Here is a 23969-nt window from a genome sequence, read left to right on the forward strand (position 1 = left end):
GAACCAGCGCGACACCGCCATGGCCGACCTGGCCACCAAGAACAGCCAGCTCGAAGAGGCCAACCAGCTCAAAGTCGATCTCATCGGCATGCTCGGCCACGAGATCAACAATCCGCTGACGGCGATCCTCGGCTTCTCCGAGCAGGCCATGACGGGCTGGGACAGCCTCACCGGCATGGCTCAGCAGAACATCATCACCGTCATCGACCGCAACGCCCGCCGCCTCAGCGGCGTCGTCCGCGAGGTCCTTGCCCTGGTCAGTCTCGACGCCGGCAAACTCACCTCGTACCCGCAACCGACCCTGCTCGCTCCGCGCGTCGCCGCCGCCATGGCCGCCACCCGGGAGACCTTTCCGGTGGACTGCACCGACCGGATGAGCGCGCTGGTCCAGCCCGGTCACCTCGACCAGATCCTCACCAACCTGCTGTCCAACGCCGCCAAATACGGTGGCGGCGCGACCGCGGTCACGGTCCACCCGATCGGAGGCCAGGTGCAGATCAGCGTCGAGGACCACGGTCCCGGCGTGCCCGAGACGTTCCGGGAGCACCTGTTCGAGCGGTTCGCCCGCAGCGAGAACACCGCCGGCCGGGTCAGCGGCACCGGCCTCGGTCTCTACATCGTCCGGGAACTTGCCCGCGCCAACCATGGCGACATCACCTACCGGCCACATCCCGACGGCGGCTCCATCTTCACCCTGCTTCTGCCGCCGACGGCCGACCTCATGGTCCCGGCCTCGCACGCACAGTCAGCGGCCCAGTCCTCACCGGCCGAGCCGCCCGGCTGAAGGTCAGACCAGGAGGTCAGCCGGGTCGTCACCGAGCCCACCCCTTCGGTGCAGGCGATTATCGGGGGTGCTGATCGTTGCTCAGCGCCGGCACCCCGGAGCGCGCGAGAATCCATCTGGTCAGGTCGGCGGCGGGCATCGGTCGCGCCAGGTAGTAGCCCTGCGCGGTATCGCATCCGAGCGCTCCGAGTGCCTCCAGTTGTTCCTTCGTCTCGACGCCTTCAGCGGTGACCGTGAGTCCCAGATTGTGGCCTAGATCGATCGCCGCCTGGACGAGCACGGCGTCGTCTGGGGCGGTGTCCATGGAACCGACGAACGTACGGTCGATCTTGAGCTCGCTGACCGGCAGTTGTTTCAGGTAGGCCATCGAGGAGTAGCCGGTCCCGAAGTCGTCGACGGACAGCAGGATACCGGCCGCCCGAAGCTGATTCAGGGTGACGAGCGCCGTCGTGGGATCAGCCATCACTGCGGTCTCGGTGATCTCGAGGTGAAGCAGGCCAGCCGGCAGGTCGGCGCTTCGGAGCTGTTCGGTGACCTTGTCGGTCAGCTGGGAGTCGAGCAGGCAGCGAGGTGACAGATTCACCGCGACCGGCACCGCATTCCCGGCCACCAGCCACTCGTGCGCCTGCCGAACCGCCATCCGCAGGACGCGTACGGTGAACGAGTTGATCAGGCTGGTGTTCTCGACGACCGGGACGAAGTCGGCCGGGGAGACCATCCCGCGGGCGGGGTGCCGCCAGCGGATCAGGGCTTCCACCCCGCTCAGGGCGCCGGTTCGCAGGTCGATCTTCGGTTGGTAATGCAGGCTGAGCTGGTCGTCGGCGTCCAACGCCCGGCGTAGGTCACCGAGAAGCAGCAGGTGTGCCGCGCCGTCGCTGTTCATCGCCTCCCGGTACATGACCGCACCGGTCTTTTCCGATTTCGCGGTGTACATCGCTGTCTCGGCGTTGCGAAGCAATACCCCCGCCTCAGTGCCGTGGCGTGGGGACACGGCGATACCGATGCTGGCTTCGATGTCGACGTCGATGCCTTCGATGCTGAAACTGCGGTTGAGCCGTTCGATCAGCCGGTCGGCCAGCCGCATCGCGTCGTTGTCGGATGCGCCGGGGAGCAGGAGCGCGAACTCGTCCGCGCTGACGTGGGCGATGAGATCGCCCTCTCGGGCGACACCGGCGAGGCGGTCGGCCAGTTGCCGCAGCAATTGGTCGCCGCTGGCGTGTCCGAGGGTGTCGTTGACCTCGCGGAACCGGTCGATGTCCAGCACGATGACAGTGGTGCCGGTGCCGTCCGCCGCTTCGGTTACCGCCCGCTGCAAGCACTCGGTCAGCAAGGCCCGGTTCGGTAGGCCGGTCAACGGGTCATGGGTGGCCCGGTGCTGGCTTTCCGCGGCCTGCCGCAGGAACGTCCGCCGGTACGCGCCGACCACGACGGCGAATCCCGCCACCAGGGCCAATCCCACGGCGAAGCCGGCCACCGTGGTGCCGAAAACGCCGTCCTCGATGCGCTGCAGGCGCTGCAGAGCCTCATCGGCGGCTCTCGCGTGCCGGGCGCTGGCCGTGGTTATCACCTCACTGATCCGGGTGAAGGCCGGGTCGGTCTGGCCGTCGTCGATGGTGTGTACCGCGATCTGGTCACCGGCGTCGACGGCGTCGAACATGCGGCTCACTGCCGCGAGATACGTCTGATGATCGGCCGACAGGCGAACGGAAACGCGATCGTCCCCGTCGTTCCCGAGGGCCGCGACGTCGGCCAAAGCATGATCGAGCCGCTGACCCGCCGCCAGGTGTTCGCGGCGGGTGGCGGGTTCCGGTTCCAGCCGATACAGCCGTTCCAGCGATTCCTCCGCCGCCACAGCGCTCTCCGCAGCCCGATATGCCTCGGCCAGCGCAACGGACCGGTCCGCGGCCCGCGCGGCGCTCCTGGTCACCGCGGCGCCCGCTACGCTCAGCGCCGTCAGAGCCATCAGCACTGCGGCCAGAACGACGATCGCAGCGCGTTGTACCCGCTGGGAACGCACCATCGTTGGTTCTCCTCGGCTCACCGGCCCGTGCCGATCTCTCAGCGGACCTTACGATGGCCGGGTTGCTGGACGCAGGTCTTTGCGACCTGTCGGTCAGTTCACTCGCGGGTCTGCGGTGCGGGAGCGTCTTGCACTGTGCGGTGCCGAGTTCAAGACAGGTCGTCCTTGGCCTGCGGCAGCCGGAAGGTGAAGGCGGCGCCCTGCCCGGGGCTGCCCCAGGCCTCGATGGTGCCGCCGTGTCCGGAGATCACTTCCCGGGCGAGGGCGAGACCGAGTCCGAACCGGCGGTGATCGCTGCCGCCGGCCCGGGCGAACCGGGCGAACAGGCGTTCGGCGTCGGCCGGGTCGAAACCGGTGCCGTCGTCACGGACCACCACGGTGACCGTGGCGTGTTCCCGGCCGACGGCGACGCTCACGTGTCCACCCGCCGAGGTGTGGCTCAAGGCGTTGTCGACCAGCGCGGTCAGCACCCGCCGCAGGGCCGCCCGATGGCCGCGGACCACGGCCGGCCCACCGGCGCCCGGGTCCAGCGTCAGGGTCACGTCCTGGTTGCGGGCTCGGCCGGCCTGCTCGGTGATCACCTCCGCGGCGACGGTGCACAGGTCGACCGGGGCCCGCGAGTCGTCGCGACGGCCGAGCTGGGTGGACAGCAGCAGGTCCTCGACGACCTCGCCGAGGTGCCGGGTGCCGGTGACGAGATGGTCCACATCGGTGGTGATCTCGGCCGGGCCGGCACCGGCGCGCAGGTCCATCTGCAGCAGTTGCGCCCGGGTGTGCAGCTGGGTCAGCGGGGTCCGCAATTCATGGCTGGCGTCGGCGACGAACTGCCGCTGCCGGGTCAGCGCCTCCGCGAGGGGGGCGGTGGCGCGACGGGCGAGCAGCGCCGCCGACAACGCCGCGATGAGCAGACCGACCACCTCGCCGGCAAGGAGCGCGCCGAGCAGCCGTTCGCGTTCGTCGTGCTGCTCGTGCCGGCTCATCACGACCTGGACGGTCCGGGTCCCCCGCTGCCGGGTCAGGGCGAGGTAGCCCCCTTCGCGGCCGTCGATGCGGGTGGTCGTGGCCGACGCGCCGGCGCGAACCCGGTCGAGCGTCACCCGGTCGGGAAGTCCGGCGGGGGCGTCCTCGGTGGCGTCGATCCGCCCGGCGGCGTCCCGCATGAAGATCCAGACACCGGGTGGCGGATCGTCCACGTCCTCCGCGGTCGCCGCGGTCTGCCGCAGCAGGGTCGCGGCGGCGGTGTTCTGGCTGTGGATCATCACGACCAGGGCCAGCGCGCCGAGGACGAGCAGACTCACCGTGATCGCCGCCGCGGTCTGCACCGCGATCACCCGCCGGGCCCGCAGCAGCAGAGCCTGATCAGGGTCGGTCCGGACTCCGCCCAGGCGTTTCATCCGCTGCCCAGCCGATAACCGACACCTCGTACGGTGGCGACCGCCGCCGGCCCGAGTTTGCGCCGCAGGTAGTGCACGTAGGTGTCGACCAGCGCGACGCCCGCGGCGTCGGGGAAGACCTGGGCGACGATCTGCTCCCGGGTGAACGCCCGCGCCGGGTTCCGGGCCAGCAGCCGCAGCAGATCGCTCTCCCGGCCGGACAGGGCCGTCACCGAGCCGTCCGGACCGGTCACCGTCCGCGCCAGCAGGTCGAAGGTCGCCGAGCCGACTGCCATCTGCTCCCCCACCGCGGGGCGCCGGCGCAGCAGTGCCCGGACGCGGGCCAGCAACTCGTCGACCTCGAACGGTTTGACGAGGTAGTCCTCGGCGCCACGGTCCAGCCCGGCGACCCGGTCGGCGACGGTGCCGAGCGCGGTCAGCACGAGGACCGGGACGGTGATGCCGGTGCGCCGCAGCCGGCCGAGCAGGTCGAGGCCGTCGATGGCGGGCAGTCCCCGGTCCAGGATCAGGGCGTCGTAGCGGCGGGTCAGGGCCAGGTGCAGCCCGGCCTGCCCGTCCGGGGCGAGGTCGGGCTCGTAGCCGGCACCACGGAACAGGCGCACCAGCAACGGGCCCAGCTCGCGGTCGTCCTCGACCACCAGGACCCGGGCCCCGGGTAGGACAGCGTCGGTCATGATGTCACTGTCGCAGGCCCGTCCAGTCATCCCAGGTGTGCCGCGTCGAGAGCGGCCTGCAGCGACTCACGGTAGCCGTCGCTGGTCACGGTGGCCCCGCTGACGCCGTCGATCCGGGCGCTCTGGGCCTGCAGCACCTGCTGGCGCAGCACCGGCAGGGCGTACGCGTTGACCTGGTCGTCGTGGCTGTTGCCGGTCGGCCGTTGCAGCGCCCGTACGTCAATGATCTTCTTCCCGACGATCCTGGCCTGGATCTGGACCGGCCCCCACCGGGTCTGCGCCACCGTGCCGTTGACGGTCGTGGTCCGCGGGGCCGGACGGCGCGACGGAGAGCCGGACGGCGGGGCCGAGGACACGTCCGGGACGACACCCGGTGCGGCGGCGGCCGAGGTGGCGCCGGGCAGTGTGCCGCCGGTGCTGGTGCGGTAGCTGAACAGCAGCACGAGAGCGGCCAGGGTGGACACGATCAGCAGGGTTATCCGGCGCATTCTCATCGTCTCCCCGGTCGGTGCGGTGGGCTCACCAGGCGAACTCCTCGGCATGGATGTGGTCGGGGTCGACCCCGGCCGCGCGCAGCGTGGTCCGGACCCCGGCCATCCAGGGCGGCGGCCCGCAGACGAACGCGTCGTGCTGCGCGACGTCGGGCACCAGCCGGCGCAGCCCGGCCAGGTCGCCGACCCGGGCGAATTGGGCGGGCAGCCAGGAGCCGGCCCGGGCCCGGCCGCCGTCGAGGTAGATCACCCGGGCCAGGCCGCGGCGGGCCGCCTCGTCCAGCTCGGTGCGGAACACGGCGTCCGCCGGCCGCCGAATCCGGTACAGCAGGGTCACCTGCGCCCCGGAGCGGGCGAAGTCGTCGAGCAGCGCCCGCATGGTGGTGATCCCGACCCCCGCCGCGACCAGCAGCACCTTGCGCCCGGCGGCGCGGCGATCGGCGGTCAGGGCGCCGTAGGGACCTTCGACCAGCACCCGGGTACCGGGTCGTAGAGTCGCCACCCGGGAGCTGCCGTCGCCGAGCTCCTTGACGGTGATCCGCAGCAGATCACCGGAGGGTGCGGACGACAGCGTGTACGGGTGTGCTCGGGTCCAGCCCGGCCCGTCGAGGAAACGCCACAGGAAGAACTGGCCGCCCCGGGCCGGCAGCCGATCCAGGCGGTGCCCCCGCAGGTACACCGACACCACACCGGGCGCCTCCGGCACGACCGCGTGCACTCGCAGCCGGTGATAAGCCGATCGGTACACCGGCAGGCCGACCCGGAACACCACCACCGCGCCCAGCGTCGCGGCGTACAGACCCCACCAGTAGATCCGCGCGGGTGCCGAGGCGACGAAGTCGGCGCCGGTCCACAGCTGGTGCGGCAGGGCCAGACCCACCCCGAGGTACGCGTACAGGTGGATCAGGTGCCACGTCTCGTACCGCTGCCGGCGCCGAGCGAGCCGGACCGACAGCACCACCACCAGGAACAACAGCCCGGTGCCCGCGGCCGCCAGGAGCATGCCCGGATAGGTGACGACGAGATCCCAGGCCTCGGCGACGACACCCGCACCGCCGGACTGCGCGTAGCCCACAGTGATCAGCGTGAGGTGGCCGATCATCAACCAGAACGATACGAACCCGACGACCCGGTGCCGGCGGGCCAGCGTGTCCTGCCCGTAACCGCGCTCCACCCCGGGAATCCGCGCCATCAGCAGGACCTGGAGCAGCAGCAGGTCCGAAGCGACCAGGCCGGTGAGCCGGCCGGCCGTGGTGGCCGGGCCACCCGGCTGCGCGAAGGCGCGGATCCCGCCGTCGTGCAGCCACAACGCGACCACCGCGACGACGCTGAGCAGTGCCGCCGAGCCGGCCAGATCAGCCCACCAGCGCCGCCCGGGAGTTCGCCGGGCGGCGGGCCTGCCCGAGCCGGCGAGCCGGACCCGGCCCATCACGTTCGTCGAGCTCATGACCGCTCTCGCTCCTTTTCCTGTTCGGCTGACCGGTCCAGCGTCGCCGCCAGAAATGGGAGAACTCGAAGATTCACTCCCTAGCCTTTGCCGAGGCGGGAGCCGGCCGTCAGCGCGCTCCGCCGGGTCCTCCTCTGCCGCACCGGAAGGAACTCCATGAGCACCGTCAACGGATTACCGGCCCACATCCTGCTGGTGCACGCCATCGTCGTCCTGCTCCCGCTCGCCGCGCTGCTGCTGGTGCTGACAGCGGTCTGGCCGGCGGCACGACGGCGCTTCGCCGGCCCCAACGCCATCCTGTCCGTGCTCGTCGTCGCCCTGGTGCCGGTGACCACCGACGCCGGCGAATGGCTCGAGCACCGGGTCGACGAGACCGCTCTGCTACGAGCCCACACCGAGCTCGGCGACACCGCCATCTGGGCCGCCGTCCCGGTCGCCCTGCTGGCACTGGTGATCTGGTGGCGGCACCGCGAGGCCGGGGCCGGGGCCGGGGCCGGGGCCGGGGCCGCCGAGACCGGGGGCTCGTCGATCACGACGGCAACTCGCCGCCGCACCTACCTGGCGCCGCTGTCCACGACCCTCACCCGGATCGTCATGGTGCTGGCAGTCGTCATCGCCGGTTTCGCGGTCCTGCAGACCTACCGCATCGGCGACTCCGGCTCCAAGGCCGCCTGGACCGACAGCTTCACCTCCGCGCCAGCACATGCCGGCTCCGACCGGCCCGACGGCGACTGAGCACCGGGCACGCGCCCCCGCGAAGGGGGCCGGCTGCCTCTTCCCCGGCCCCGCGAGGCGAACGACGATGGTCATCCGACCGACGAAGCAACGGAGGACGAGGCCATGCCGCACCCCGATGAACCGCACGCCGGCGGATTGTCCGGACGGCTCAACTGGCTGCGCGCCGGGGTCCTCGGTGCCAACGACGGCATCGTCTCCACCGCCGGCCTGGTCGTCGGGGTAGCCGGAGCAACCCTGTCCAGCGGACCGATCGCCACCGCCGGGGCGGCCGGCCTCGTAGCCGGCGCGGTCTCCATGGCCCTGGGCGAATATGTGTCGGTCAGCAGCCAACGCGACACCGAACGGGCCCTGCTCGCCAAGGAACGCACCGAACTCGTCGAGTTCCCCGACCAGGAACTCGACGAACTGACCGAGATCTACCGGGCCAAAGGTCTGACCCCGGCCACCGCCCGGCAGGTCGCCGAAGAACTCACCGCCGTCGACGCCTTCGCCGCCCACGCGGACGCCGAACTCCGCATCGACCCCGACGCCCTGACCAACCCGTGGCACGCCGCCGGCGCCTCGGCACTCGCCTTCACCCTCGGATCGCTGCTCCCCCTGACCGCGATCCTGCTCCCGCCACCCACGGTGCGCGTCCCGGTCACCTTCGGCGTCGTCCTGGCCGCGCTCGCGGTCACCGGCGTGGTCAGCGCCGAACTGGGCTCGGCCGGCATCCCCCGCGCCGTCGTGCGGCTGGTCGCCGGCGGCGCCCTGGCCATGGCCGTCACCTTCGGCATCGGGCAACTGGTCGGTGACACCGTGGGGTGACCCCCACCGCGGCGGCGTCCCTTCTCGGCAGGACGGCGGAGTGGACGGCCCGAGCGTCAGCGACGTGCGGTTGGGCAGCGCCGCGTACGACGTGAAGTCGGGTTTGGTGGTGAAGGCGGCGCGCATCGGGAAGCACTTCGTGATGCCTCGCGCCCGGACCGCGAGCAGTGTGTCCATGCCTCTCCCCCGCTCGGCTCCTACAAACCGTCGGGATAGATGCATGTCGCACTGATGAACCACCGGTTGAACGCTCGCGGAACGGCGGGCGACATCCGTGTCCACGGGCGGACCGATCGATAACCTGAGCGCCGTGACGGGGATTCTCGGGGGCGTCTTCAGTGAACTCGGTCAGTCACTTCTCACCAGCGCCGGGCTCACGTCGCTGATCCTCGGCGTCGTCCTGCCGATCGTCGCGAACGTCCTGCTGCGCCGCCGGGAACGGAGCCGACAGCGCCGCAAGCTGCTCTACAACGTCCTTCTCAACTCCCGCCTCGGCCTCGATCCGCCCGACGCCGGTGACGTGGTACGCCTCAACGACCGCAACGACAACCTGATCGTGAGCCCGTCGCTGGCGGTCGTACGGATCACCAACGACAGCGACTCGGACATCGGCGAGGACGACTACCGTGCCGCCACCCGCATCGAGTTCGCCGACGGCACGGTGCGCACGGTGGACGTGACCGACGCGCACCCACGCGAGCTCGGCCAATTGATCTCGCAAGGCATCGCCATCGACCAGAACGCGGTCATTCTCCCGCGCAAGCACCTCAACTCCGGCGAGCGCTTCAAACTGCTGATCCTGCTCTCCGGCGGCGGCGGCCGCGTCGAGGACGTGACGGTGTCGGGGCTGATCCGCGGCGGTGACGTCGTGGACGCCCGCCGGCCGCGCGGGGCCGCCACACGGCGGTGGCGGATCGCCACGGTGTCGATCGCCTCGCTGTCGCTGGGCGCGCTGATCGCCGCCGGCCTGCTCTACTTCACCCGGCCGACCCAGTCCCCGCCGCATTGCAGCAGAGGTACCCTGGTCGTCGGCGGATCCAGCGCCTTCGCCACCGCGTCCGCCCAGGTCGCCGGGTCCTATTCGAGCTATTGCACGCAGGCCACGGTGTCCGTGCGGACCGGCAACAGCGGACAGGGCCTGGCCGAGCTCCAGGCCGGCATCACCGCGAACGACAAGGTCCAGCGAGTGGCGATGTCCGACGGTCTGGCCGACGACTCGGTGACCGCGAGGACGGCACAGCGGGCGGTCGCGGTCGTCCCGTACTCCATCGTGGTGAACCAGAAGGTCTTCCCCGCCGCCGGCGGAACGCTGAGCCTCACCATCGCCCAGGTACGCCGGGTCTTCGACGGCCGGCAGAAGAGCTGGGCCGACGTCGATCCGCGGCTGGCCGACCTGCCTGTCAGGATCGTCGCGCGGGGTCAGTCCGGCAGTCGCAACGCCTTCGAACGGTACGTGCTCGGCAACGGCCGCCAGCAGGCGTCGCAGGGCCAGCGGACCTCGACCAACTGCGCCGACCAGGACGACGTGGACAAGTCGAAGACCTTCCTGTGCGAGGAGAGTTCCACCTCGGCGGTCGTCAGCCGAGTCGGTCAGCTCGCCGGCGCGATCGGTTACGCGGACGCTCCGGACGCCACCCGCTCGAACGCGCGTCTGCTGATCGTGACGCTGGACGGGCGCGCCGGCACGATCCAGGACATCACCGCCGGCTATCCGTTCTGGACCGTGGAGCACGCGTACTACCGGGCCGACGGGGCCGCGCTGGCGGCGAACTACGCGGATTACCTGACCAGCCCGGCGCAGGGGGCGGCATTGCGGAACGCCGGGTATCCGCCCTGCAGCGCACACCAGGAACTCTGCAAGTCGCGCTGACGGAACTGTCTCAGGTGGCCGGATCCCCGTTGCGGAGACGATGAGGCGTTCCCGCAGCGCCGACGACGCCCGGTCGAGGAACACGGCTACCCGGTAATCGTCGCCGAGGTGGCACGCCGCGGCGAGGGTGCCCAGGTTGATGGCATCGACGCCGGACAGGTCGACGATCAGGCGAAGGGGGTGTCGGTGGTCTCGAAGTTCCCGTCGGCCCGGCCGTCGTTCTGCTCGGGATCCGGCGCGGGGGCGGGCTGGTGGATGGGCAGGCGGATGGTGAAGGTGGTGGCGGCCTCGCCCGGTTCGCTGACCGACAGGGTGCCGCCGTGCTGTTCGACGATGGTGCGGGCGATGGTCAGGCCGAGGCCGGTGCCGGGGATCCCGCCGTGCCGGGCGCTGTCGCTGCGGAAGAACATGTCGAACAGCCGGTCGCGTTCGTCGGCCGGGATGCGGCTGCCGGTGTTGGACACGGCAAGGGTCAGGGCATGCGCGTCGGTGTGCAGGTTGACGCCCACCGTGCTGCCCGGGGTGGCCCAGGTCAACGCGTTGGAGAGCAGTTCGTCGAGGGCGTGGCGCAGGCGTGCCGGATCGCCGTGCAGGGGTGCCGCGGGCGGGGTGTTGGCGTCGATCGAGACCGGCGCCGTCGAGATGATCCGAGCGGCTTCGACGGCCGCGTGCACGACGGGGGCCAGGTCCATCGGCTGCGGGTGCATGTCGATGTGTCCGGAGCGCATGCCGGCCACGTCGAGCAGCTTCACCACGATGCCGCGCAGGGCGTCGGTGTTGCGCTGCACCACTTCGAGCATGGACCGTTGCTCCGCGGTCAGGTCCGGTTCCTCGAGCATCATCTCGGTGTAGGCCTGCACGCTGGTCAAGGGGGTCCGCAGCTCGTGGCCGACCAGGGCGATGTATTCGTCGCGGGACTGATCGAGCTCGGTGGTGAGGCGTTCGGCGCGGCGGCGGGCGAGGAACTCGCCGATGTGCGCCCCGACGCCGGTCATGATCGCCGTGCGGGCGTCGTCCGGGATCTCGGCGGTGTCGCTGTAGCAGACCAGCACCGCCAGGATGGCTGTGCCGCTGGGCACCGGGGTGGCGAGGGCGGCCAGCAGCGGCCCCCGGTCGCCGGTCGGCGGGGCCGCGACGGGGTCGGCGGGCAGGTCGGCCGCCCACACCGGCTCCGAGTTCTGCCAGGCGCGACCGGCGAGGCCCTGGCCGGGCAGCAGCGGGCCGGGCGCCGGGCTCGGCAGGTCGAAACCGGGTTCCGTCCAGCCGGTCGCCCGGCGCAGCACCTGGGCCACGTCGTCGACGAGCCAGAGTTCCACCGCCACCCAGCCGGCCGTCCGGCCGATGACCTCGACGATGTCGGACAGCACCTCGTCCGGTGGGTCCGGCCGGCCGGTGAGCCGGGAGATCTCCAGCTCGCACTCCTTGTAGCGGGCGGCGTGGCGATGCGCGGTGACCTCGTGCAACGCCACGACCGCCGCCAGGCCGGGCGGACCGTTGACCGGGCGGCCGTTGACCCGGAAGAAGCGCCGCGGCGCGGCGGGAGCCCAGACCATGATTTCGGCATCGCGGACCTGTTCACCACGCAGAGCGCGCACCAGGGGTACGTCCTCGCCCCGCATGCGCCGCCCGTCCGGGTGGAACAGCCACCGGAGCTGCGTCCAGTGTCCGATCGGCACGCCGTCGGCGATCACGTCACCGAACAACCGCCGGGCACCCTCGTTGAACAGCACCAGCCGACCGGTCGTGTCGCACCCCACCACAGCGGTGTCCAGGCTGTCCAGCAGCGCGTGCAGAGTCTCGTTCCGCTGTTGCAGTTCGCGCCGGGCGAAGACCTCCGCGGCCGCCTGTTCGGTACGCGCCCGCAGTTCGGCGGTGAGGTCCTGGGCCGGAGCCGCCTCACCTCGGCGGGACCGCACGTAGGCGGTGACGTCCTCGGTGCGGTGCAGGATCCACCGCAACTCGCCGTCGGGGCCGAACACCGGGGCGTTGATCGGCGCCCAGTACCGGGTGTCGAACCCGCCTCCGGGTCGCGGGATGTCGTACTTCTGGATCGCCATCACGTCGGTGACCCGCTCGCTGAGCACCCGCTGCAGCGAGGCGCCCCACATGCGCACCCCGCTGGCCGAGGGATCGTCGGGGTTGTCGGGAAACGCGGCGAACAGCGGCCGGCCCACGAGTTCACCGCGCCGGCGCATGGTGGCCGTCAGATAGGCCTCGTTGGTCTCGACGATCACCAGTGCGCTGTCCAGGACCAGTACCGGTGTGGGGAGGGCCTGGAACAGGGATTGATGGTCGACCCGCTCCTCCCGGCTTCCCGTGCCATCCTGATCATCCTCATGCCCCATTCGGACATAGTAGGATAAACAATCCGAAGCGCTGCGGAACGGATGCCGGATCGATGCCGACGTCGGCTCAGACGGTGGCGTCCAGGTGACCGCGCATCTTGCCGAGCGCCTTGGTCAGCAGACGCGACACGTGCATCTGCGAGATGCCGACGCGCTCGGCGATCTGCGACTGGGTCAGATTGCCGTAGAACCGCAGGCTGACGATCCTCTGCTCGCGCTCGTCGAGCGCGGCCATCGCCGGGGCCAGCGCCAGCCGGGTCTCGGCGTGCTCGTACTCCCGGTCCACCCCGCCGAGCGTCTCGCCCAGCTCGGTGTTGCCGTCGGCGCTGATCGGCGTGGACAGGCTGGTCGCGTTGTAGGCACGGGCGCCTTCGAGACCCTCGAGGACGTCTTCCTCGCTGATCTCGAGGTGGGCGGCGATGTCGGCGACCGTCGGCGACCGGCCCAGCGTGTGGGTCAGCGTGGTGTTGGCGCCGGTGATCGCCAGGCGCAGCTCCTGCAGGCGGCGCGGCACGCGGATCGACCAGGTGCGGTCGCGGAAGTGCCGCTTGAGCTCGCCCACGATGGTCGGGATCGCGAACCCGGCGAACTCGACGCCTCGGTCGGCGTCGAACCGGTCCACCGACTTGATCAGGCCGACCAGCGCCACCTGGAACAGGTCGTCGGTCGGCTCGCCCCGGCCGGCGTACCGGTTGGCCAGGTGCCGGGCCAGCGGCATCCACGCCTCGATGGTCCGGTCCCGCACGGCGGGGCGCGAGGGGTGCCCGGCCGGCAGCGCGGCCAGGGCGGCGATCAGTTCACCGGCCCGGTCGGCGGTCGCCGGCTCCTCGACCGTCTGCACGGTGCTGGTGGCGGGGCTGGCGACAACCGTCATGGAGCAGACTCCTCGCGTGTTCGGCGCCGGGCAGCGGCTCGGCGCGCCCACCGTACATGCCCGAATCGCTGGTCTGCTCAAACTCGTACGATCAGCTTGGTTGCGCCGCCGAAAGGTGGATGTCACCCGCCGGGTCGTTACGCGGCCGCGCCGGCCGGCTCGGCGGCCGAGGTGGACAGCCGCGCCCAGACCACCTTCCCGGACTCCTCCGGCCGCACACCCCAGGCGACGGTGATGCCGGCGACCAGCAACAACCCCCGGCCGCCGAGGCGATGCGCATCGGGCGGCTGCACCTCGGGAAGCACCGGGCTGTGGTCGCGCACCTCGATGGTGACCGTCCGGGCCTCGGCGACGAGCACGAGCTCACCGCCGCCGCTGGTGTGCTGGGTGACGTTCTGCACCAGCTCCGACACGACCACCATGGCGTCGTCGAGGTCGTCCGGCGTCAGCCACGGGGCGAAGGCGGCCTGCGCGCACCGACGCAGCGGCCCGGCCGGCTCGCCGTGGGCAAAGGACCAGCGCATCACTTCCACCGCCCGTTGCACCCCCGTTTCGCCGCGTCCGACGTCCATCATGCCGTACCCGCCCGAGCACGCCGGTCGAGGCACTGCCGTGGCCGGACTCGGCCGGTGACCCGCCGCCCCGGGTCAGTTCGTGCTGGCGAAGGTCGCCCACACGTGTTTGGTCGACGGCGTGCTGTACCAGCCGACATCCAGCGCGAACGACTGAGCGAGGGCGAGCCCGCGGCCACCCATGTCCTGCGGGCTGGCGGCCGTCGGCGCCGGAACGGTGTCCGGGTCGTGGTCGGTGACGTCGAGGACGAACATCTCACCGGCGCGCAGCAGCCGGACCTCGGTGGGCGCCAGACCGTGACAGATGGCGTTGGTCGCGAGCTCCGTCGCGACCAGCAGCATCCGTTCCGGCACATCGCCGAGCCGGTCGTCGTCCCCGGTGTCCGAGCCTCGCAGCGCCGTGCCCAGAGCGGCGCGTAACCCGGTCAGCTCGACGGTGCTGTCCAGGACCCAGGTGTTCAGCACGTCGGCGTCCGGCGGAAGCGCCTGCGGAAGGTGGCTCATGGCCGGTGCATTGCCCGGCCACCCACCAGTTGAAGCATCGCCGGTCGTCGCTTTCGGGCACTCGTCACGCTGCCGGGGACGGATCTCCGGCCGCCGGCGAGAACGACCACGCGCCGTTTTCGTGGACCGGCACGATTCGACGGTCCGTGCCGCGATCTGGAACTAGCGTCTGAGGTGGCGAAGCCCGGTCGTCGGACCGGGGTGGCCGATCCGGCAGTTCCTTCCAGTGGCCGATGAGGAGAAAGTGAACGAGCCGCCCCACGGCATGCCCGTCCATGATCCGCTCGAAGATCCGGGCAGGTTACGTGCGCTGCGGACGTCCGGGCTGATCGGGGTAGCCGCGGTCCCGGCACTGGACCGGCTGACGGACCTCGCCGCCCGACTTGTCAAGGCGCCGGTTGCGGCCGTCTCGCTGGTGTCCGACACGACGCATGTCTTCCGGTCGGCGCACGGGTTGCCGGGGGTCCGGGAGCTGCCGCTGGCGCACTCGTACTGCCGGTTGGTGGTGCGGGACGGGCAGCCGGTGGTGATCACCGACGCGCGCACCGACAAGCGGGTCGCCGGCAACGCGGCGATTGAGCGGTACGCCGCGGTCGCGTACGCGGGTGTCCCGGTGCGCACGCCGGCGGGATGGGTACTCGGCTCGTTCTGTGTCATCGACTCCCGGCCCCGGCAGTGGACGCCCGACGAACTGGCCGTCCTGCGGGATCTTGCCGTGGCGGCGGAGTCGGAGATCGCCGCCCGGTCGGCGCAGGCCGAGCTGCTGCGTTCGGCGGCGCGGATGCGGGCGGTGCTCGACGGTGCCCGCGACGCCTTCATCTCGGTCGACGAGCAGGGCCGGGTGCTGGAGTGGAACACCGCGGCCGAGACGATGTTCGGCTGCCCGGCGGCCGACGCCGTGGGAAAGCCGGTCACGTCCCTGATCCTGCCGGCCCGGCACCGGGACACGTTCCTGGCCGACCTGGCCGAGGCGGCACGGATGCCGCTGTCGGTGGCGCGGCTGCGACAATCGGTCGTCGACACCGCCGGACGGTCGCTGCTGGCCGAGGTCACGGTGCAGGCCACGACCGGCGAGCCGGCGGAATTCCATCTGTTCCTGCGCGACATCACCGTCGACGACGCGGCCGAACGGGACCGGCTGCACCGGCAGGACCAGCTCGCGGACGAGCGGACCTTCCTGCAGACCCTGCTCGACAGCCTCGACACCGGCGTGGTCGCGTGTGACAGCGCGGGCCGGCTGAGCCTGTTCAACCGGGCGTTGCGGCAGATCCACGGAATCGACCCCACCAAGGGCGGCGGGGAGGGCTGGGCCGACAACTATCACCTGTACGCCGAGGACGGCCGGACGCCACTGGGACCGGACCAGATCGCCTTGCGACGCGCGTTCGCCGGGGAGACGGTGAGTGGACAGAACCTCGTGGTGCAGCCCCCGGGCCGGCCACCGCGCCGATTCGTCGCCAACGCCAAGCCGATCGACAGTCCCGACGGGCGGCGACTCGGCGCCGTCGCCACGATGCACGAAGTCACCGAACAACATCATGCCGAACAGTTGCACCGAGCCCGGCACGCGGTCACTCGCGCACTGGCCGACGCCACCAACGCCGAGGACGCCGCCGCCGGCGCGGTCGCCGCCATCACCGCCACCCTGGGCTGGGCGTGCGGACAGTACTGGCAGGTCGACGAGACCCACGAACACATCGCTGCGGCCGGCACGTACTGCGACCCGGACCTGCGGGAGCCGCCCGACCCGGCGGCCTTCACGGACCTCACCGAACAGGTGTGGCGGCGCGGCACCGAGCTGTGGACCGGTTCCCCGCACCCGGGCCTCGGGGCATGCGTCGGCGTCCCGATCCGCTCCGACGACGTGGTGCTCGGCGTCCTGACCTTCGCAACCGGCGGCCGGCCGCTCTACGACGAGGGAACCTCGGCGATGCTGGACGCGGCATGCACCCATGTGGGCCGGTTCATCGAGCGCCGGCACACCGAAGACCTCACCCTCGCGCTGGCCGCCACGCGCCGCGACTTCGATCGCGTCATCGACCGGGTCAACGACTACGTCTGGACCATCGAGATCACTCCCGACGGTCGAACGCGGCCCGTCTACGCGAGCCCCGACGGTTCGGGCGTCTTCGGCACCGTGCTGCCCACCGACGCCGACATGGCCGCCGAGATGGCCGGCCGGATGCATCCGGACGACATGCCGGCCTTCGCCGCTTTCCAGCGCAAGGTGGCCGACGGGCGAACGGCCGAGATCGAATGCCGGGTACACGGCGGCGACGGCATCACCCGCTGGGTGTGGACGCGCGCCACCCCGCGCCGCGAAGGCGACCGGCTGTTCGCCGACGGGATCAGCACCAACGTCACCGAACGTCACCGCCTGGCCGATCAGCAGCGCGCGGCCACCCGAACCGCTCAGGAGGCCGAGCAACTGCTCGCCGCGGTCGGGGCGGTCTCCCGGCGGATCCGCAGCGGGGAGGACGCGCGTACCACCATCATGGCCGCCATTCAGCAGCTGGCCGACGCCGACTACGTCGGCCTGGTCGAGCCCGACTCGACCGGCCCCGGCACCGGGCTCAGCGTCACGGCGAGCATCGGCGCCCCGCTCGTCGGCACGCGGATCTCGCTCGACGAGAGCGCTGTCGCCGTCGAGGTCTACCGCGGCGCCGCGGCGATCTTCGTGCCCGACATCGCCGCCGACCCCCGCGTCTCGGTCCGGCTCCAGCAGCTCATCGACGCCCGTTCCATGCTGGCGCAGCCGGTGGTCGCCGGCGACGAGGTCGTCGCCGTGCTGATCGCCTTCTGGCGGGCGCGGGCCGAGTCGATGAGCGATCATCGGGCCCGGGCGATGGCGTTGCTCGCCGACGAGACCGCCCTGGCGATGATCCACGAACAGCTGCTGCGCCGGCTGGAGCGGATGGCGCACACCGACACCCTCACCGGCCTGGCCAACCGCCGTACCTGGCAGACCGACCTGCCCCGGTTGTTCGCCCGAGCCCGCCGCAACCGGCAGCCGCTGACCGTCGCCATCATCGATCTCGACCACTTCAAACGCTACAACGACACCTACGGCCACCCCGCCGGCGACGACCTGCTGCGCCGCTGCGCCGCCGCGTTCACCGACGTGCTGCGCGACGGCGATCTGATCGTGCGCTGGGGCGGTGAGGAGTTCGCGGTCGCGCTCGTCGACTGCGCCGGCGACGACGCGGTCGCCGTCCTCGACCGGGTCCGCACCGCCAGCCCCGACGCGCAGACGTGCAGCATCGGCTACGCCACCTGGGACGGCACCGAAACCGCCGAGCGGCTGCTCAGCCGCGCCGACGAAGCGTTGTACGCGGCGAAGAGCGGGGGTCGCGACACCATCCGGGCCGCCCGCTGACCGAGTCGCCGCCCCGCCGGTCACTGCGTACCCGATCTCGGTCCTGCTGTCGTCGGCCGGCGGAGCCGCAGAGACGTCGCTCGGCGGCACGCCGGAGGCGTCGGCGATGCCGGCGTTCAGCCCCCGATGGCGGCGAGCCGGATTCCCCGGCGGCGGATCCGCGGGCTCACCGCCGCCGTGACCAGCGGATGCCGGGCGGCGATGCGCATCAGCGAGCCGGGGTCCGCGGGCCGGCGGCGGCCGCGCAGCGAGGCGACGAACCGCCGCCCGCCGTCGAGGTCGAGGGCGACGGTCAGGGCGAGCCGCCCGCCGGGCTCCGGCGGGCTCGTCCGGTAGTCGCCGGCGACCTCGTCGAACGGCGAGACGTAGAAGCCCATCGGTGTCTCGGCCGGGCCGCGCGTGTCGGTGTGCAGCAGATAACAGTGCCGGGCGCCGTACGTGTGGTGGACCTCGGCGATGACCGCGACGAGCCGCCCGTCGGCGTGGTGGCACCAGTACACGCTCAGCGGGTTGAACACGTGGCCGAGCACCCGGGCGTTGGTGAGCAGCCGGATCGCCCCGCCGGCCAGGTCGATGCCGTGCCCGGCCAGGTAGGCCTCGACGTTCTGCCGGATGCTCGCGGCCGGGTCGCCGAAGTGGTCCGCCGCCCGGAAGGACGCGAGCCACCGGTCGCGGGGCAGCTCGTCGACGTCGACGAACCACTGGTAGGTGCGGTACGAGACGGCGCGCTCGACCGGGGTGACCCGCACGTGGCGCACGGCGCAGTCGTACAACGCGGGCCTCACCGGGTCACCCCGAGCGACCGGGCCACCGCACCGCCGGCGGCCGGCCGGGCATCGGCACCGATGACGGCTACCGTTCGCATAGGCTCTCCCCTCTCCTGACGCTCGACAGAAGGTGCTTCGGAGCGCGGTGGCCCGCGGATCGGTGGCGATCCGGCCCCTGTCCGGTTCCGGAGCGGAGACGTGGCGATGTCACCGACAGTCGAGGTACGCGGTCCCGCCCGCGACGGCCGTGCCGTGGTCCTGCTGCTGCACGGCGGCCGGGAGCACGGCACCAGGCCGGCCCGCCGCGGTCCCGCATGGGCGCGCATGGTCCCCTTCGCCGTGGGCGCCGCGCGGGCCACCCGCGGTTCCGGCGTGGCGGTCTGGGTGCTGCGTTATCGCGTACAGGGTTGGAACGCACCCGCCGAGGACCCGGTGATCGACGCCCGCTGGGCGCTCGCCGAGGCCCGCCGCCGGCATCCGGGCGCACCGATCGTCGTGGTCGGTCACTCGATGGGCGGCCGGGTCGCGTTGCGGCTGGCCGGCGACCCGGACGTGGCCGGGGTGTGCGCGCTCGCCCCGTGGATCGAGCCGGGCGAGCCGGTGCCCGCCCAGCCGGCGCCGACATTGATCATCCACGGGTCCCGCGATCACGTCACCGACCCGGCGGCCGCCAGCTCCTACGCCGCCCGGACAGGTGCCCGGTTCGTCCGGGTCGACGGCGACGGGCACACCATGCTGCGGCACCCGCTGGTCTGGCAGCGCCTCGTGACCGGCTTCGTCACCGCCCCGCGCCCGCGAGGGTGACCACCCATCCGGTGGGGGTACCGCTCCGAATACCGCCCTGAGCGGTACGTTCCGCAAGAAGGATGGCAACCATGGGCGAGCGCGACACCAACCGGCGGCCCGAGCACCTCAGATCGGTGCCCGACCCGGAGCCGGCCCCGGACGCGGCAGCGTTGCTGCAGGACGTCTCCCGCGGCGACGAGAAGGCCTTCGGCAAGCTGTACGAGCTGGTGGCGCCGCGCGTCTACGGCCTCGTCCGGCGGGTGCTGCGCGACCCGGCCCAGGCCGAGGAGGTGGCCCAGGAGGTTCTCGTCGAGGTGTGGCGCTCGGCGTCGCAGTTCGACCCGGACCGGGGCTCGCCGACCGCGTGGATCTTCACGATCGCGCACCGCCGGTCGGTCGACCGGGCCCGGGCCGAGCAGGCGTCCACCAACCGGACCGTACGCGTCGGCGCGGCCGCGATCGACACCCCGTTCGACGCGGTGGCCGAGGAGGTCGCCGTCCGCCTCGAACGCCAGCAGGTGCGGCACTGCCTGGACGAGTTGACCGAGCTCCAGCGCGAGGCGGTCACCCTGGCGTACTACAAGGGCAACACCTACCCGCAGGTCGCCGATCTGCTCGGCGTGCCGCTCCCGACGATCAAATCGAGGATGCGTGACGGGCTGACCCGGCTGCGTGACTGCCTCTCGGTGGGGGTGGCGGCATGAGCGCCCACGTGCACTCCCTGATCGGCGCCTATGCGCTGGACGCGGTCGACGACCTCGAGAGGGCCGCGTTCGAACGGCACCTGAGCGAGTGCGAGGACTGCCGGAGCGAGACCGCCGAACTGCGCGAGATCGCCGCCCGGCTGGCCGACGGAGCCTGGTCGGTGCCGCCGCCCGGACTGCGCGACAGCGTCATGACCGCCATCGCGCACACCCGCCAGCTTCCGCCGGCCGAACCGGTGGCCCCGGTCACCGCGGCCCGGCCGCCACGCCGGATGCGGCTGGTCGCCGCGGCGGCGGTGCTGGCCGCGGCGGCCGCCGTCGGCGTGCCGGTCTACGCGGTGCAGGAGCATCGGATCAGCCGGGAGCGCCAGGTCGCCGAGGCCGCCAGGGCCGGCGAGGCGCGGGTCCGGGCCGTCCTCGCCGCGCCCGATCTGGTGGTACGCGAACAGCGGCTGAACAGCGGTGGCCGGGTCACGGTGGCCAGCTCCCGGCTCAGCGACGCCGGTGTGATCATGCTGGCCGCGACCGGCGCGCCGGCCCCCGGCCGGGTCTACCAGCTCTGGACGATCCGCGCCGGTAAGCCGTCGTCGGCCGGGGTGCTGGCCATCGGTCAGTCGGTGATCGTGCAGATCGTCGACGGCCTGCCGGGCTCGTCGGAGGTGGGCGTCACGGTCGAGCCCGCGCCCGGTTCGGCAACTCCGACGACGCCACTGGACGCGCTCGTGGAGCTCGCCTGAGGTGCCTCCCGGCTCGCCGGCCCGATCGTGACCCATCCGCCCCACCGACGGTTCCGAATCCCTCCCACGCGACGGATCGGAGACGGTGATGAACGACCTGGTGGGCGGCCGGTACCGGCTGCTCGAACTGGTCGGCTCGGGCGGGATGGGCCGGGTCTGGCGCGCCGAGGACCAACTCCTCCAGCGGGTCGTGGCGGTCAAGGAGATCACCGTGGCGTCCACCGCCCTGGCGGCGACCCAGACCATGCGCGAGGCCCGGGCCGCCGCCCGGCTCGACCACCCCGGCGTGATCACCGTCTACGACGTCGTCTGGCAACAGGACCGCTCGTGGCTGGTGATGGAGTACGTCGAGGCCCGTTCCCTGCAACAGGTGATCGGCGGCGAGGGGCCGCTGGCCCCCGAGGCCGCCGCCCGGGTCGGCGCCCGGGTGCTTTCCGCCCTGCGCAGCGCCCACGCCGCCGGAGTCCTGCACCGCGACGTCAAACCGGGAAACATCCTGCTCGCCGCCGACGGGCGGATCATGCTCACCGACTTCGGCCTGGCGACCATCAGCGATCGGTCGGGCGGCGGGCCGGACCCGCAGCTGGGTACGCCGTACTACGTGGCCCCGGAACGGCTGCGCGCCGAGGACGCGGGCGTACCGGCCGATCTCTGGTCCCTGGGCGCCACCCTCTACGCCGCGGTCGAGGGCCGGGCCCCGTTCGCCCGCGAGGACGTCCAGGCCTCCCTGCGCGCGCTGCTCGCCGACGACCCCGACCCGCCGCTGCGGGCCGGGCCCCTGGCCCCCGTGCTGCTGGCCCTGCTCGACAAGGAACCGGACCGGCGGCCCGACGCCGAACAGACCTCGGCCTGGCTGGCGGCGATCGCCGCCGGCGCGCGGATCGCCGATCCCCGGTTACCGGCGGTCGGCACGGCACCCGTCCCGGTGGCCCGGGGCCGGGCCACGGTCAGCCCGCCGAGGCGCCACCGCCGCGGGCTGGTGGTCGCCGCTCTCTCGACGACCCTGCTGGTCACCGGGGGTGGCGCGTACGCCGCCCGGGCACGGCACGCCGAGCCGGCCCGGCCCGCCACGCTGGAATCGGCCGCTCCCGCCGCGACGCCCCCGGTCCCGGCCGGTGATCTGTGCGGCACCGGCGGCGCCCGGCAGCCCGTCGCCGCGGCGACCACCCGGGTGCCGGCCGGACTGCCGGCGCGCTGGATCTGGTTTCGCGACCCGGCCGGATTCGCGCTCGCCCTGCCCACCGGCTGGCAGCGCTCCACCAGCGGCAACGAGGTCTGCTTCAGCGACCCGGCCGGGCTGCGGGCGTTCACCGTCAACCAGTCGCCGGTGCGCACCCAGCAGCCGCTCGCCTACTGGCAGGCCCGCGAGAAGGACGGCGGGATACCCGGCTACCGGCGCGTCAGCATGGGCGTCCTGCTGCTCAAACGCGGCGGTGCCGACTGGGAGTACACCTGGCGGCCGGACTCCGACACCACGCTGCACGTACGCCGGGTCCTGGTCGCCACCACCGACGAGCGCTCCTTCCTGTTGCGCTGGAGCGTCGCCGACGCGGGCTGGACGCCGGCCCTGCCCGTACAGAAGCAGCTTGTGGATCTGTTCGCCTCCGCCCCCTGATCGTCGAGCCCGGAAAGAAGACGCCATGACGTTCCGCCGTGCCCTGCTCACCGCCCCGGTCGTGGCCACGCTGCTGCTGGCCACCCCGACCGCCGCGCTCGCCGACGAGAGCGTGCAGGTCAAACTGCTCGAGCTCAACCACTCCGGGGCGAGCGGCACCGCCACGCTCACCGCCACCGACCGCGGCGACCTGCGGATCAGCATCCGATCGAGGGGCCTCGTGCCGAACTCACCGCATGCCCAGCACCTGCACGGCTCGACCGCCGGGATGGACTTCCACTGCCCCGACATGAGCGCCGACCGCGACGGCAACGGCTACGTCAGCACCGAGGAGGGCATGCCGGTCTACGGCGACATCTTCGTCTCGCTGACCACCGCGGGTGACACCGCCAAGGCCAGCGGCCTCGCCGTCGACCGGATGCCGGTCGCCGACGCCTCCGGCAATCTGCGGTACGACCGGACCATCGCCGCCGCCGACCTGCCCCCGGGCACCGTCGAGCATCTCAAGGACCTGCACATCGTCCAGCACGGCGTGGACGCCGACGGCAACGGAAAGTACGACATGGCCGGGCTCGGCGAATCGACCCTCGCCAAGTCGGCCGGGCTCACCGGCATCCCCGAGGAGGCCACCGACCCGGCCCTGTGCGGCATGGTCTCCGGTGCCGCCGCCGGATCGGTGCCGGTCGGCGGCGTGGCCACCGGCGACGGCAGCACCCGCGACCGGGCCGCGGTCTGGTACGGCACCGGCGGTCTGGCACTGCTCGCGGCCCTCGGCATCGTCGTGGTCACCCGCCGCCGTTCCTACGTGCCGAGCCGCAACCAGCGATGATCCGCGCCCGGGTGCTCGCCGCGGTCCTGGTGGTCGCCGGGGTGGCGGCGATCGCCGTCGGCCACCACTACCGGCCGGCCGCCGAGCCGCCGCGGTCGATGCCCTCCTCCCCCGCCGTCGCCCGCTCCGCCGCCTCCTCCGCTGCCGCTGCTTCCGCGCTCACCCGCGGCGATCTGCTGCCCACGTCCCCGCCGACCCGGGTACGGATTCCCGCGCTGCGCGTCGACGAAGCGGTGACCGGCCTCGGCCAGAACCCGGACGGCAGCATGCAGGTGCCCACCGACGCGCACACCGTCGGCTGGTACACCGGGGCCCCCACGCCCGGCGCGCTCGGACCCGCCGTGCTCGCCGGCCACGTCAACTACAAGGGCGCCGACGGCACGTTCGCCCGGCTGTCCACCCTGCACCCCGGCGATCAGGTGGAGGTGACCCGGCAGGACGGCATCACCGCCGTCTTCACCGTCACCGACGTGGACCGCTACGCCAAAGACAGGTTCCCCGCCACTGCGGTCTACGGCGCCATCGACCACGCCGGACTACGCCTGATCACCTGCGGCGGCGACTTCGACACCCGCACCGGTCACTACACCGACAACATCGTCGCCTACGCCGAACTCCGCTCGACCGAATAGCCG

The 23969-nt window shown here is 72.2% G+C and carries 21 protein-coding genes; 11 read left to right on the top strand and 10 right to left on the bottom strand.

Annotated features, from left to right (window positions below):
* Nucleotides 1-19: 19 nt before the first annotated feature.
* Nucleotides 20-784 carry a sensor histidine kinase gene (locus tag Afe05nite_RS45145; protein ID WP_438868862.1) on the top strand — a complete coding sequence of 255 codons (765 nt, stop codon included), beginning with the start codon at nt 20-22 and terminating at the stop codon, nt 782-784.
* A gap of 58 nt (nt 785-842) precedes the next feature.
* Here the strand turns inward: Afe05nite_RS45145 and Afe05nite_RS25615 are convergent, their stop codons facing one another.
* The 5 genes from Afe05nite_RS25615 to Afe05nite_RS25635 form a co-directional block, all read right to left on the bottom strand.
* Nucleotides 843-2804, bottom strand: coding sequence for a putative bifunctional diguanylate cyclase/phosphodiesterase (locus tag Afe05nite_RS25615; protein WP_203819746.1), 1962 nt, complete (start codon nt 2802-2804; stop codon nt 843-845).
* 149 nt (nt 2805-2953) lie between these two features.
* Nucleotides 2954-4198, bottom strand: a complete 1245-nt coding sequence (locus tag Afe05nite_RS25620; protein ID WP_203819747.1) for a sensor histidine kinase — start codon at nt 4196-4198, stop codon at nt 2954-2956.
* Nucleotides 4195-4872, bottom strand: a complete 678-nt coding sequence (locus tag Afe05nite_RS44650) for a response regulator transcription factor (protein WP_275407509.1) — start codon at nt 4870-4872, stop codon at nt 4195-4197. Before Afe05nite_RS44650 ends, Afe05nite_RS25620 begins: the two co-directional genes overlap by 4 nt.
* 26 nt (nt 4873-4898) lie before the next feature.
* Nucleotides 4899-5360 (bottom strand): FMN-binding protein, encoded by a 462-nt coding sequence (locus Afe05nite_RS25630; RefSeq protein ID WP_203819749.1) that lies wholly within the window; start codon nt 5358-5360, stop codon nt 4899-4901.
* Between the two features lie 31 nt (nt 5361-5391).
* Nucleotides 5392-6810 (bottom strand): ferredoxin reductase family protein, encoded by a 1419-nt coding sequence (locus Afe05nite_RS25635; RefSeq protein WP_239118182.1) that lies wholly within the window; start codon nt 6808-6810, stop codon nt 5392-5394.
* A 156-nt stretch (nt 6811-6966) separates the two neighbouring features.
* Here Afe05nite_RS25635 and Afe05nite_RS25640 point away from each other — a divergent pair, with 156 nt between their 5' ends.
* The 3 genes from Afe05nite_RS25640 to Afe05nite_RS25650 all read left to right on the top strand — a co-directional run bounded on the left by Afe05nite_RS25640 (nt 6967) and on the right by Afe05nite_RS25650 (nt 10225).
* Nucleotides 6967-7545 (top strand): DUF2231 domain-containing protein, encoded by a 579-nt coding sequence (locus tag Afe05nite_RS25640; protein ID WP_203819750.1) that lies wholly within the window; start codon nt 6967-6969, stop codon nt 7543-7545.
* Nucleotides 7546-7650: 105 nt separating this feature from the next.
* Entirely contained in the window at nt 7651-8355 is a 705-nt protein-coding gene (locus tag Afe05nite_RS25645; protein ID WP_203819751.1) for a VIT1/CCC1 transporter family protein, read from the top strand.
* A 310-nt stretch (nt 8356-8665) separates the two neighbouring features.
* Nucleotides 8666-10225 (top strand): PstS family phosphate ABC transporter substrate-binding protein, encoded by a 1560-nt coding sequence (locus tag Afe05nite_RS25650; protein WP_203819752.1) that lies wholly within the window; start codon nt 8666-8668, stop codon nt 10223-10225.
* Nucleotides 10226-10392: 167 nt separating this feature from the next.
* On the opposite strand, the gene Afe05nite_RS25655 is transcribed toward Afe05nite_RS25650, so the two are convergent.
* The 4 genes from Afe05nite_RS25655 to Afe05nite_RS25670 form a co-directional block, all read right to left on the bottom strand.
* The gene (locus tag Afe05nite_RS25655; protein WP_203819753.1) at nt 10393-12570 is read right to left on the bottom strand and encodes a PAS domain-containing sensor histidine kinase; all 2178 of its coding nucleotides are present in this window, start codon (nt 12568-12570) and stop codon (nt 10393-10395) included.
* Nucleotides 12571-12637: 67 nt separating this feature from the next.
* On the bottom strand, nt 12638-13444 hold the full coding sequence (locus Afe05nite_RS25660) for a SigB/SigF/SigG family RNA polymerase sigma factor (RefSeq protein ID WP_203819754.1): 807 nt from the start codon (nt 13442-13444) through the stop codon (nt 12638-12640).
* Nucleotides 13445-13581: 137 nt separating this feature from the next.
* Nucleotides 13582-13968 carry an ATP-binding protein gene (locus Afe05nite_RS25665; RefSeq protein WP_203819755.1) on the bottom strand — a complete coding sequence of 129 codons (387 nt, stop codon included), beginning with the start codon at nt 13966-13968 and terminating at the stop codon, nt 13582-13584.
* Nucleotides 13969-14091: 123 nt separating this feature from the next.
* On the bottom strand, nt 14092-14520 hold the full coding sequence (locus Afe05nite_RS25670) for an ATP-binding protein (RefSeq protein ID WP_203819756.1): 429 nt from the start codon (nt 14518-14520) through the stop codon (nt 14092-14094).
* Between the two features lie 244 nt (nt 14521-14764).
* Between Afe05nite_RS25670 and Afe05nite_RS25675 the strand changes: the two genes are divergently transcribed.
* Complete coding sequence (locus Afe05nite_RS25675; protein WP_203819757.1) at nt 14765-17896, top strand: diguanylate cyclase; 3132 nt, start codon at nt 14765-14767, stop codon at nt 17894-17896.
* 116 nt (nt 17897-18012) lie between these two features.
* Here the strand turns inward: Afe05nite_RS25675 and Afe05nite_RS25680 are convergent, their stop codons facing one another.
* Nucleotides 18013-18681, bottom strand: coding sequence for a DUF1365 domain-containing protein (locus Afe05nite_RS25680; RefSeq protein WP_203819758.1), 669 nt, complete (start codon nt 18679-18681; stop codon nt 18013-18015).
* A 186-nt stretch (nt 18682-18867) separates the two neighbouring features.
* On the opposite strand from Afe05nite_RS25680, the gene Afe05nite_RS25685 reads away from it, so the two are divergent.
* From Afe05nite_RS25685 to Afe05nite_RS25710, 6 genes are all read left to right on the top strand, one after another.
* Complete coding sequence (locus Afe05nite_RS25685) at nt 18868-19467, top strand: alpha/beta hydrolase (protein ID WP_203819759.1); 600 nt, start codon at nt 18868-18870, stop codon at nt 19465-19467.
* Nucleotides 19468-19538: 71 nt separating this feature from the next.
* Nucleotides 19539-20153 carry a sigma-70 family RNA polymerase sigma factor gene (locus Afe05nite_RS25690; protein ID WP_203819760.1) on the top strand — a complete coding sequence of 205 codons (615 nt, stop codon included), beginning with the start codon at nt 19539-19541 and terminating at the stop codon, nt 20151-20153.
* Entirely contained in the window at nt 20150-20890 is a 741-nt protein-coding gene (locus Afe05nite_RS25695) for an anti-sigma factor (protein ID WP_203819761.1), read from the top strand. Before Afe05nite_RS25690 ends, Afe05nite_RS25695 begins: the two co-directional genes overlap by 4 nt.
* An 88-nt stretch (nt 20891-20978) precedes the next feature.
* A complete protein-coding gene (locus Afe05nite_RS25700) occupies nt 20979-22505 on the top strand; it encodes a protein kinase domain-containing protein (RefSeq protein ID WP_203819762.1) in 1527 nt (508 codons plus the stop codon).
* Nucleotides 22506-22530: 25 nt separating this feature from the next.
* Complete coding sequence (locus Afe05nite_RS25705; RefSeq protein WP_203819763.1) at nt 22531-23334, top strand: GVDTG sorting domain-containing protein; 804 nt, start codon at nt 22531-22533, stop codon at nt 23332-23334.
* The gene (locus tag Afe05nite_RS25710; RefSeq protein ID WP_203819764.1) at nt 23331-23966 is read left to right on the top strand and encodes a class F sortase; all 636 of its coding nucleotides are present in this window, start codon (nt 23331-23333) and stop codon (nt 23964-23966) included. The genes Afe05nite_RS25705 and Afe05nite_RS25710 overlap by 4 nt, the downstream gene beginning before the upstream one ends.
* Nucleotides 23967-23969: the final 3 nt, after the last annotated feature.

The organism is Paractinoplanes ferrugineus (genome assembly GCF_016862195.1).
In the GTDB taxonomy this organism is placed as follows: Bacteria; Actinomycetota; Actinomycetes; order Mycobacteriales; family Micromonosporaceae; genus Actinoplanes; species Actinoplanes ferrugineus.

What these genes read in the sequence shown, in the direction of transcription:
- Afe05nite_RS25685 (WP_203819759.1), top strand. Translation starts at nt 18,868, where the DNA reads ATGTCACCGACAGTCGAGGTACGCGGTCCCGCCCGCGACGGCCGTGCC.
- Afe05nite_RS25700 (WP_203819762.1), top strand. Translation starts at nt 20,979, where the DNA reads ATGAACGACCTGGTGGGCGGCCGGTACCGGCTGCTCGAACTGGTCGGC.
- Afe05nite_RS25655 (WP_203819753.1), bottom strand. Translation starts at nt 12,570, where the DNA reads ATGGGGCATGAGGATGATCAGGATGGCACGGGAAGCCGGGAGGAGCGG.
- Afe05nite_RS25705 (WP_203819763.1), top strand. Translation starts at nt 22,531, where the DNA reads ATGACGTTCCGCCGTGCCCTGCTCACCGCCCCGGTCGTGGCCACGCTG.
- Afe05nite_RS25615 (WP_203819746.1), bottom strand. Translation starts at nt 2,804, where the DNA reads ATGGTGCGTTCCCAGCGGGTACAACGCGCTGCGATCGTCGTTCTGGCC.
- Afe05nite_RS25695 (WP_203819761.1), top strand. Translation starts at nt 20,150, where the DNA reads ATGAGCGCCCACGTGCACTCCCTGATCGGCGCCTATGCGCTGGACGCG.
- Afe05nite_RS45145 (WP_438868862.1), top strand. Translation starts at nt 20, where the DNA reads ATGGCCGACCTGGCCACCAAGAACAGCCAGCTCGAAGAGGCCAACCAG.
- Afe05nite_RS25660 (WP_203819754.1), bottom strand. Translation starts at nt 13,444, where the DNA reads ATGACGGTTGTCGCCAGCCCCGCCACCAGCACCGTGCAGACGGTCGAG.
- Afe05nite_RS25645 (WP_203819751.1), top strand. Translation starts at nt 7,651, where the DNA reads ATGCCGCACCCCGATGAACCGCACGCCGGCGGATTGTCCGGACGGCTC.
- Afe05nite_RS25620 (WP_203819747.1), bottom strand. Translation starts at nt 4,198, where the DNA reads ATGAAACGCCTGGGCGGAGTCCGGACCGACCCTGATCAGGCTCTGCTG.
- Afe05nite_RS25640 (WP_203819750.1), top strand. Translation starts at nt 6,967, where the DNA reads ATGAGCACCGTCAACGGATTACCGGCCCACATCCTGCTGGTGCACGCC.
- Afe05nite_RS44650 (WP_275407509.1), bottom strand. Translation starts at nt 4,872, where the DNA reads ATGACCGACGCTGTCCTACCCGGGGCCCGGGTCCTGGTGGTCGAGGAC.
- Afe05nite_RS25710 (WP_203819764.1), top strand. Translation starts at nt 23,331, where the DNA reads ATGATCCGCGCCCGGGTGCTCGCCGCGGTCCTGGTGGTCGCCGGGGTG.
- Afe05nite_RS25630 (WP_203819749.1), bottom strand. Translation starts at nt 5,360, where the DNA reads ATGCGCCGGATAACCCTGCTGATCGTGTCCACCCTGGCCGCTCTCGTG.
- Afe05nite_RS25670 (WP_203819756.1), bottom strand. Translation starts at nt 14,520, where the DNA reads ATGAGCCACCTTCCGCAGGCGCTTCCGCCGGACGCCGACGTGCTGAAC.
- Afe05nite_RS25665 (WP_203819755.1), bottom strand. Translation starts at nt 13,968, where the DNA reads ATGCGCTGGTCCTTTGCCCACGGCGAGCCGGCCGGGCCGCTGCGTCGG.
- Afe05nite_RS25690 (WP_203819760.1), top strand. Translation starts at nt 19,539, where the DNA reads ATGGGCGAGCGCGACACCAACCGGCGGCCCGAGCACCTCAGATCGGTG.
- Afe05nite_RS25635 (WP_239118182.1), bottom strand. Translation starts at nt 6,810, where the DNA reads ATGAGCTCGACGAACGTGATGGGCCGGGTCCGGCTCGCCGGCTCGGGC.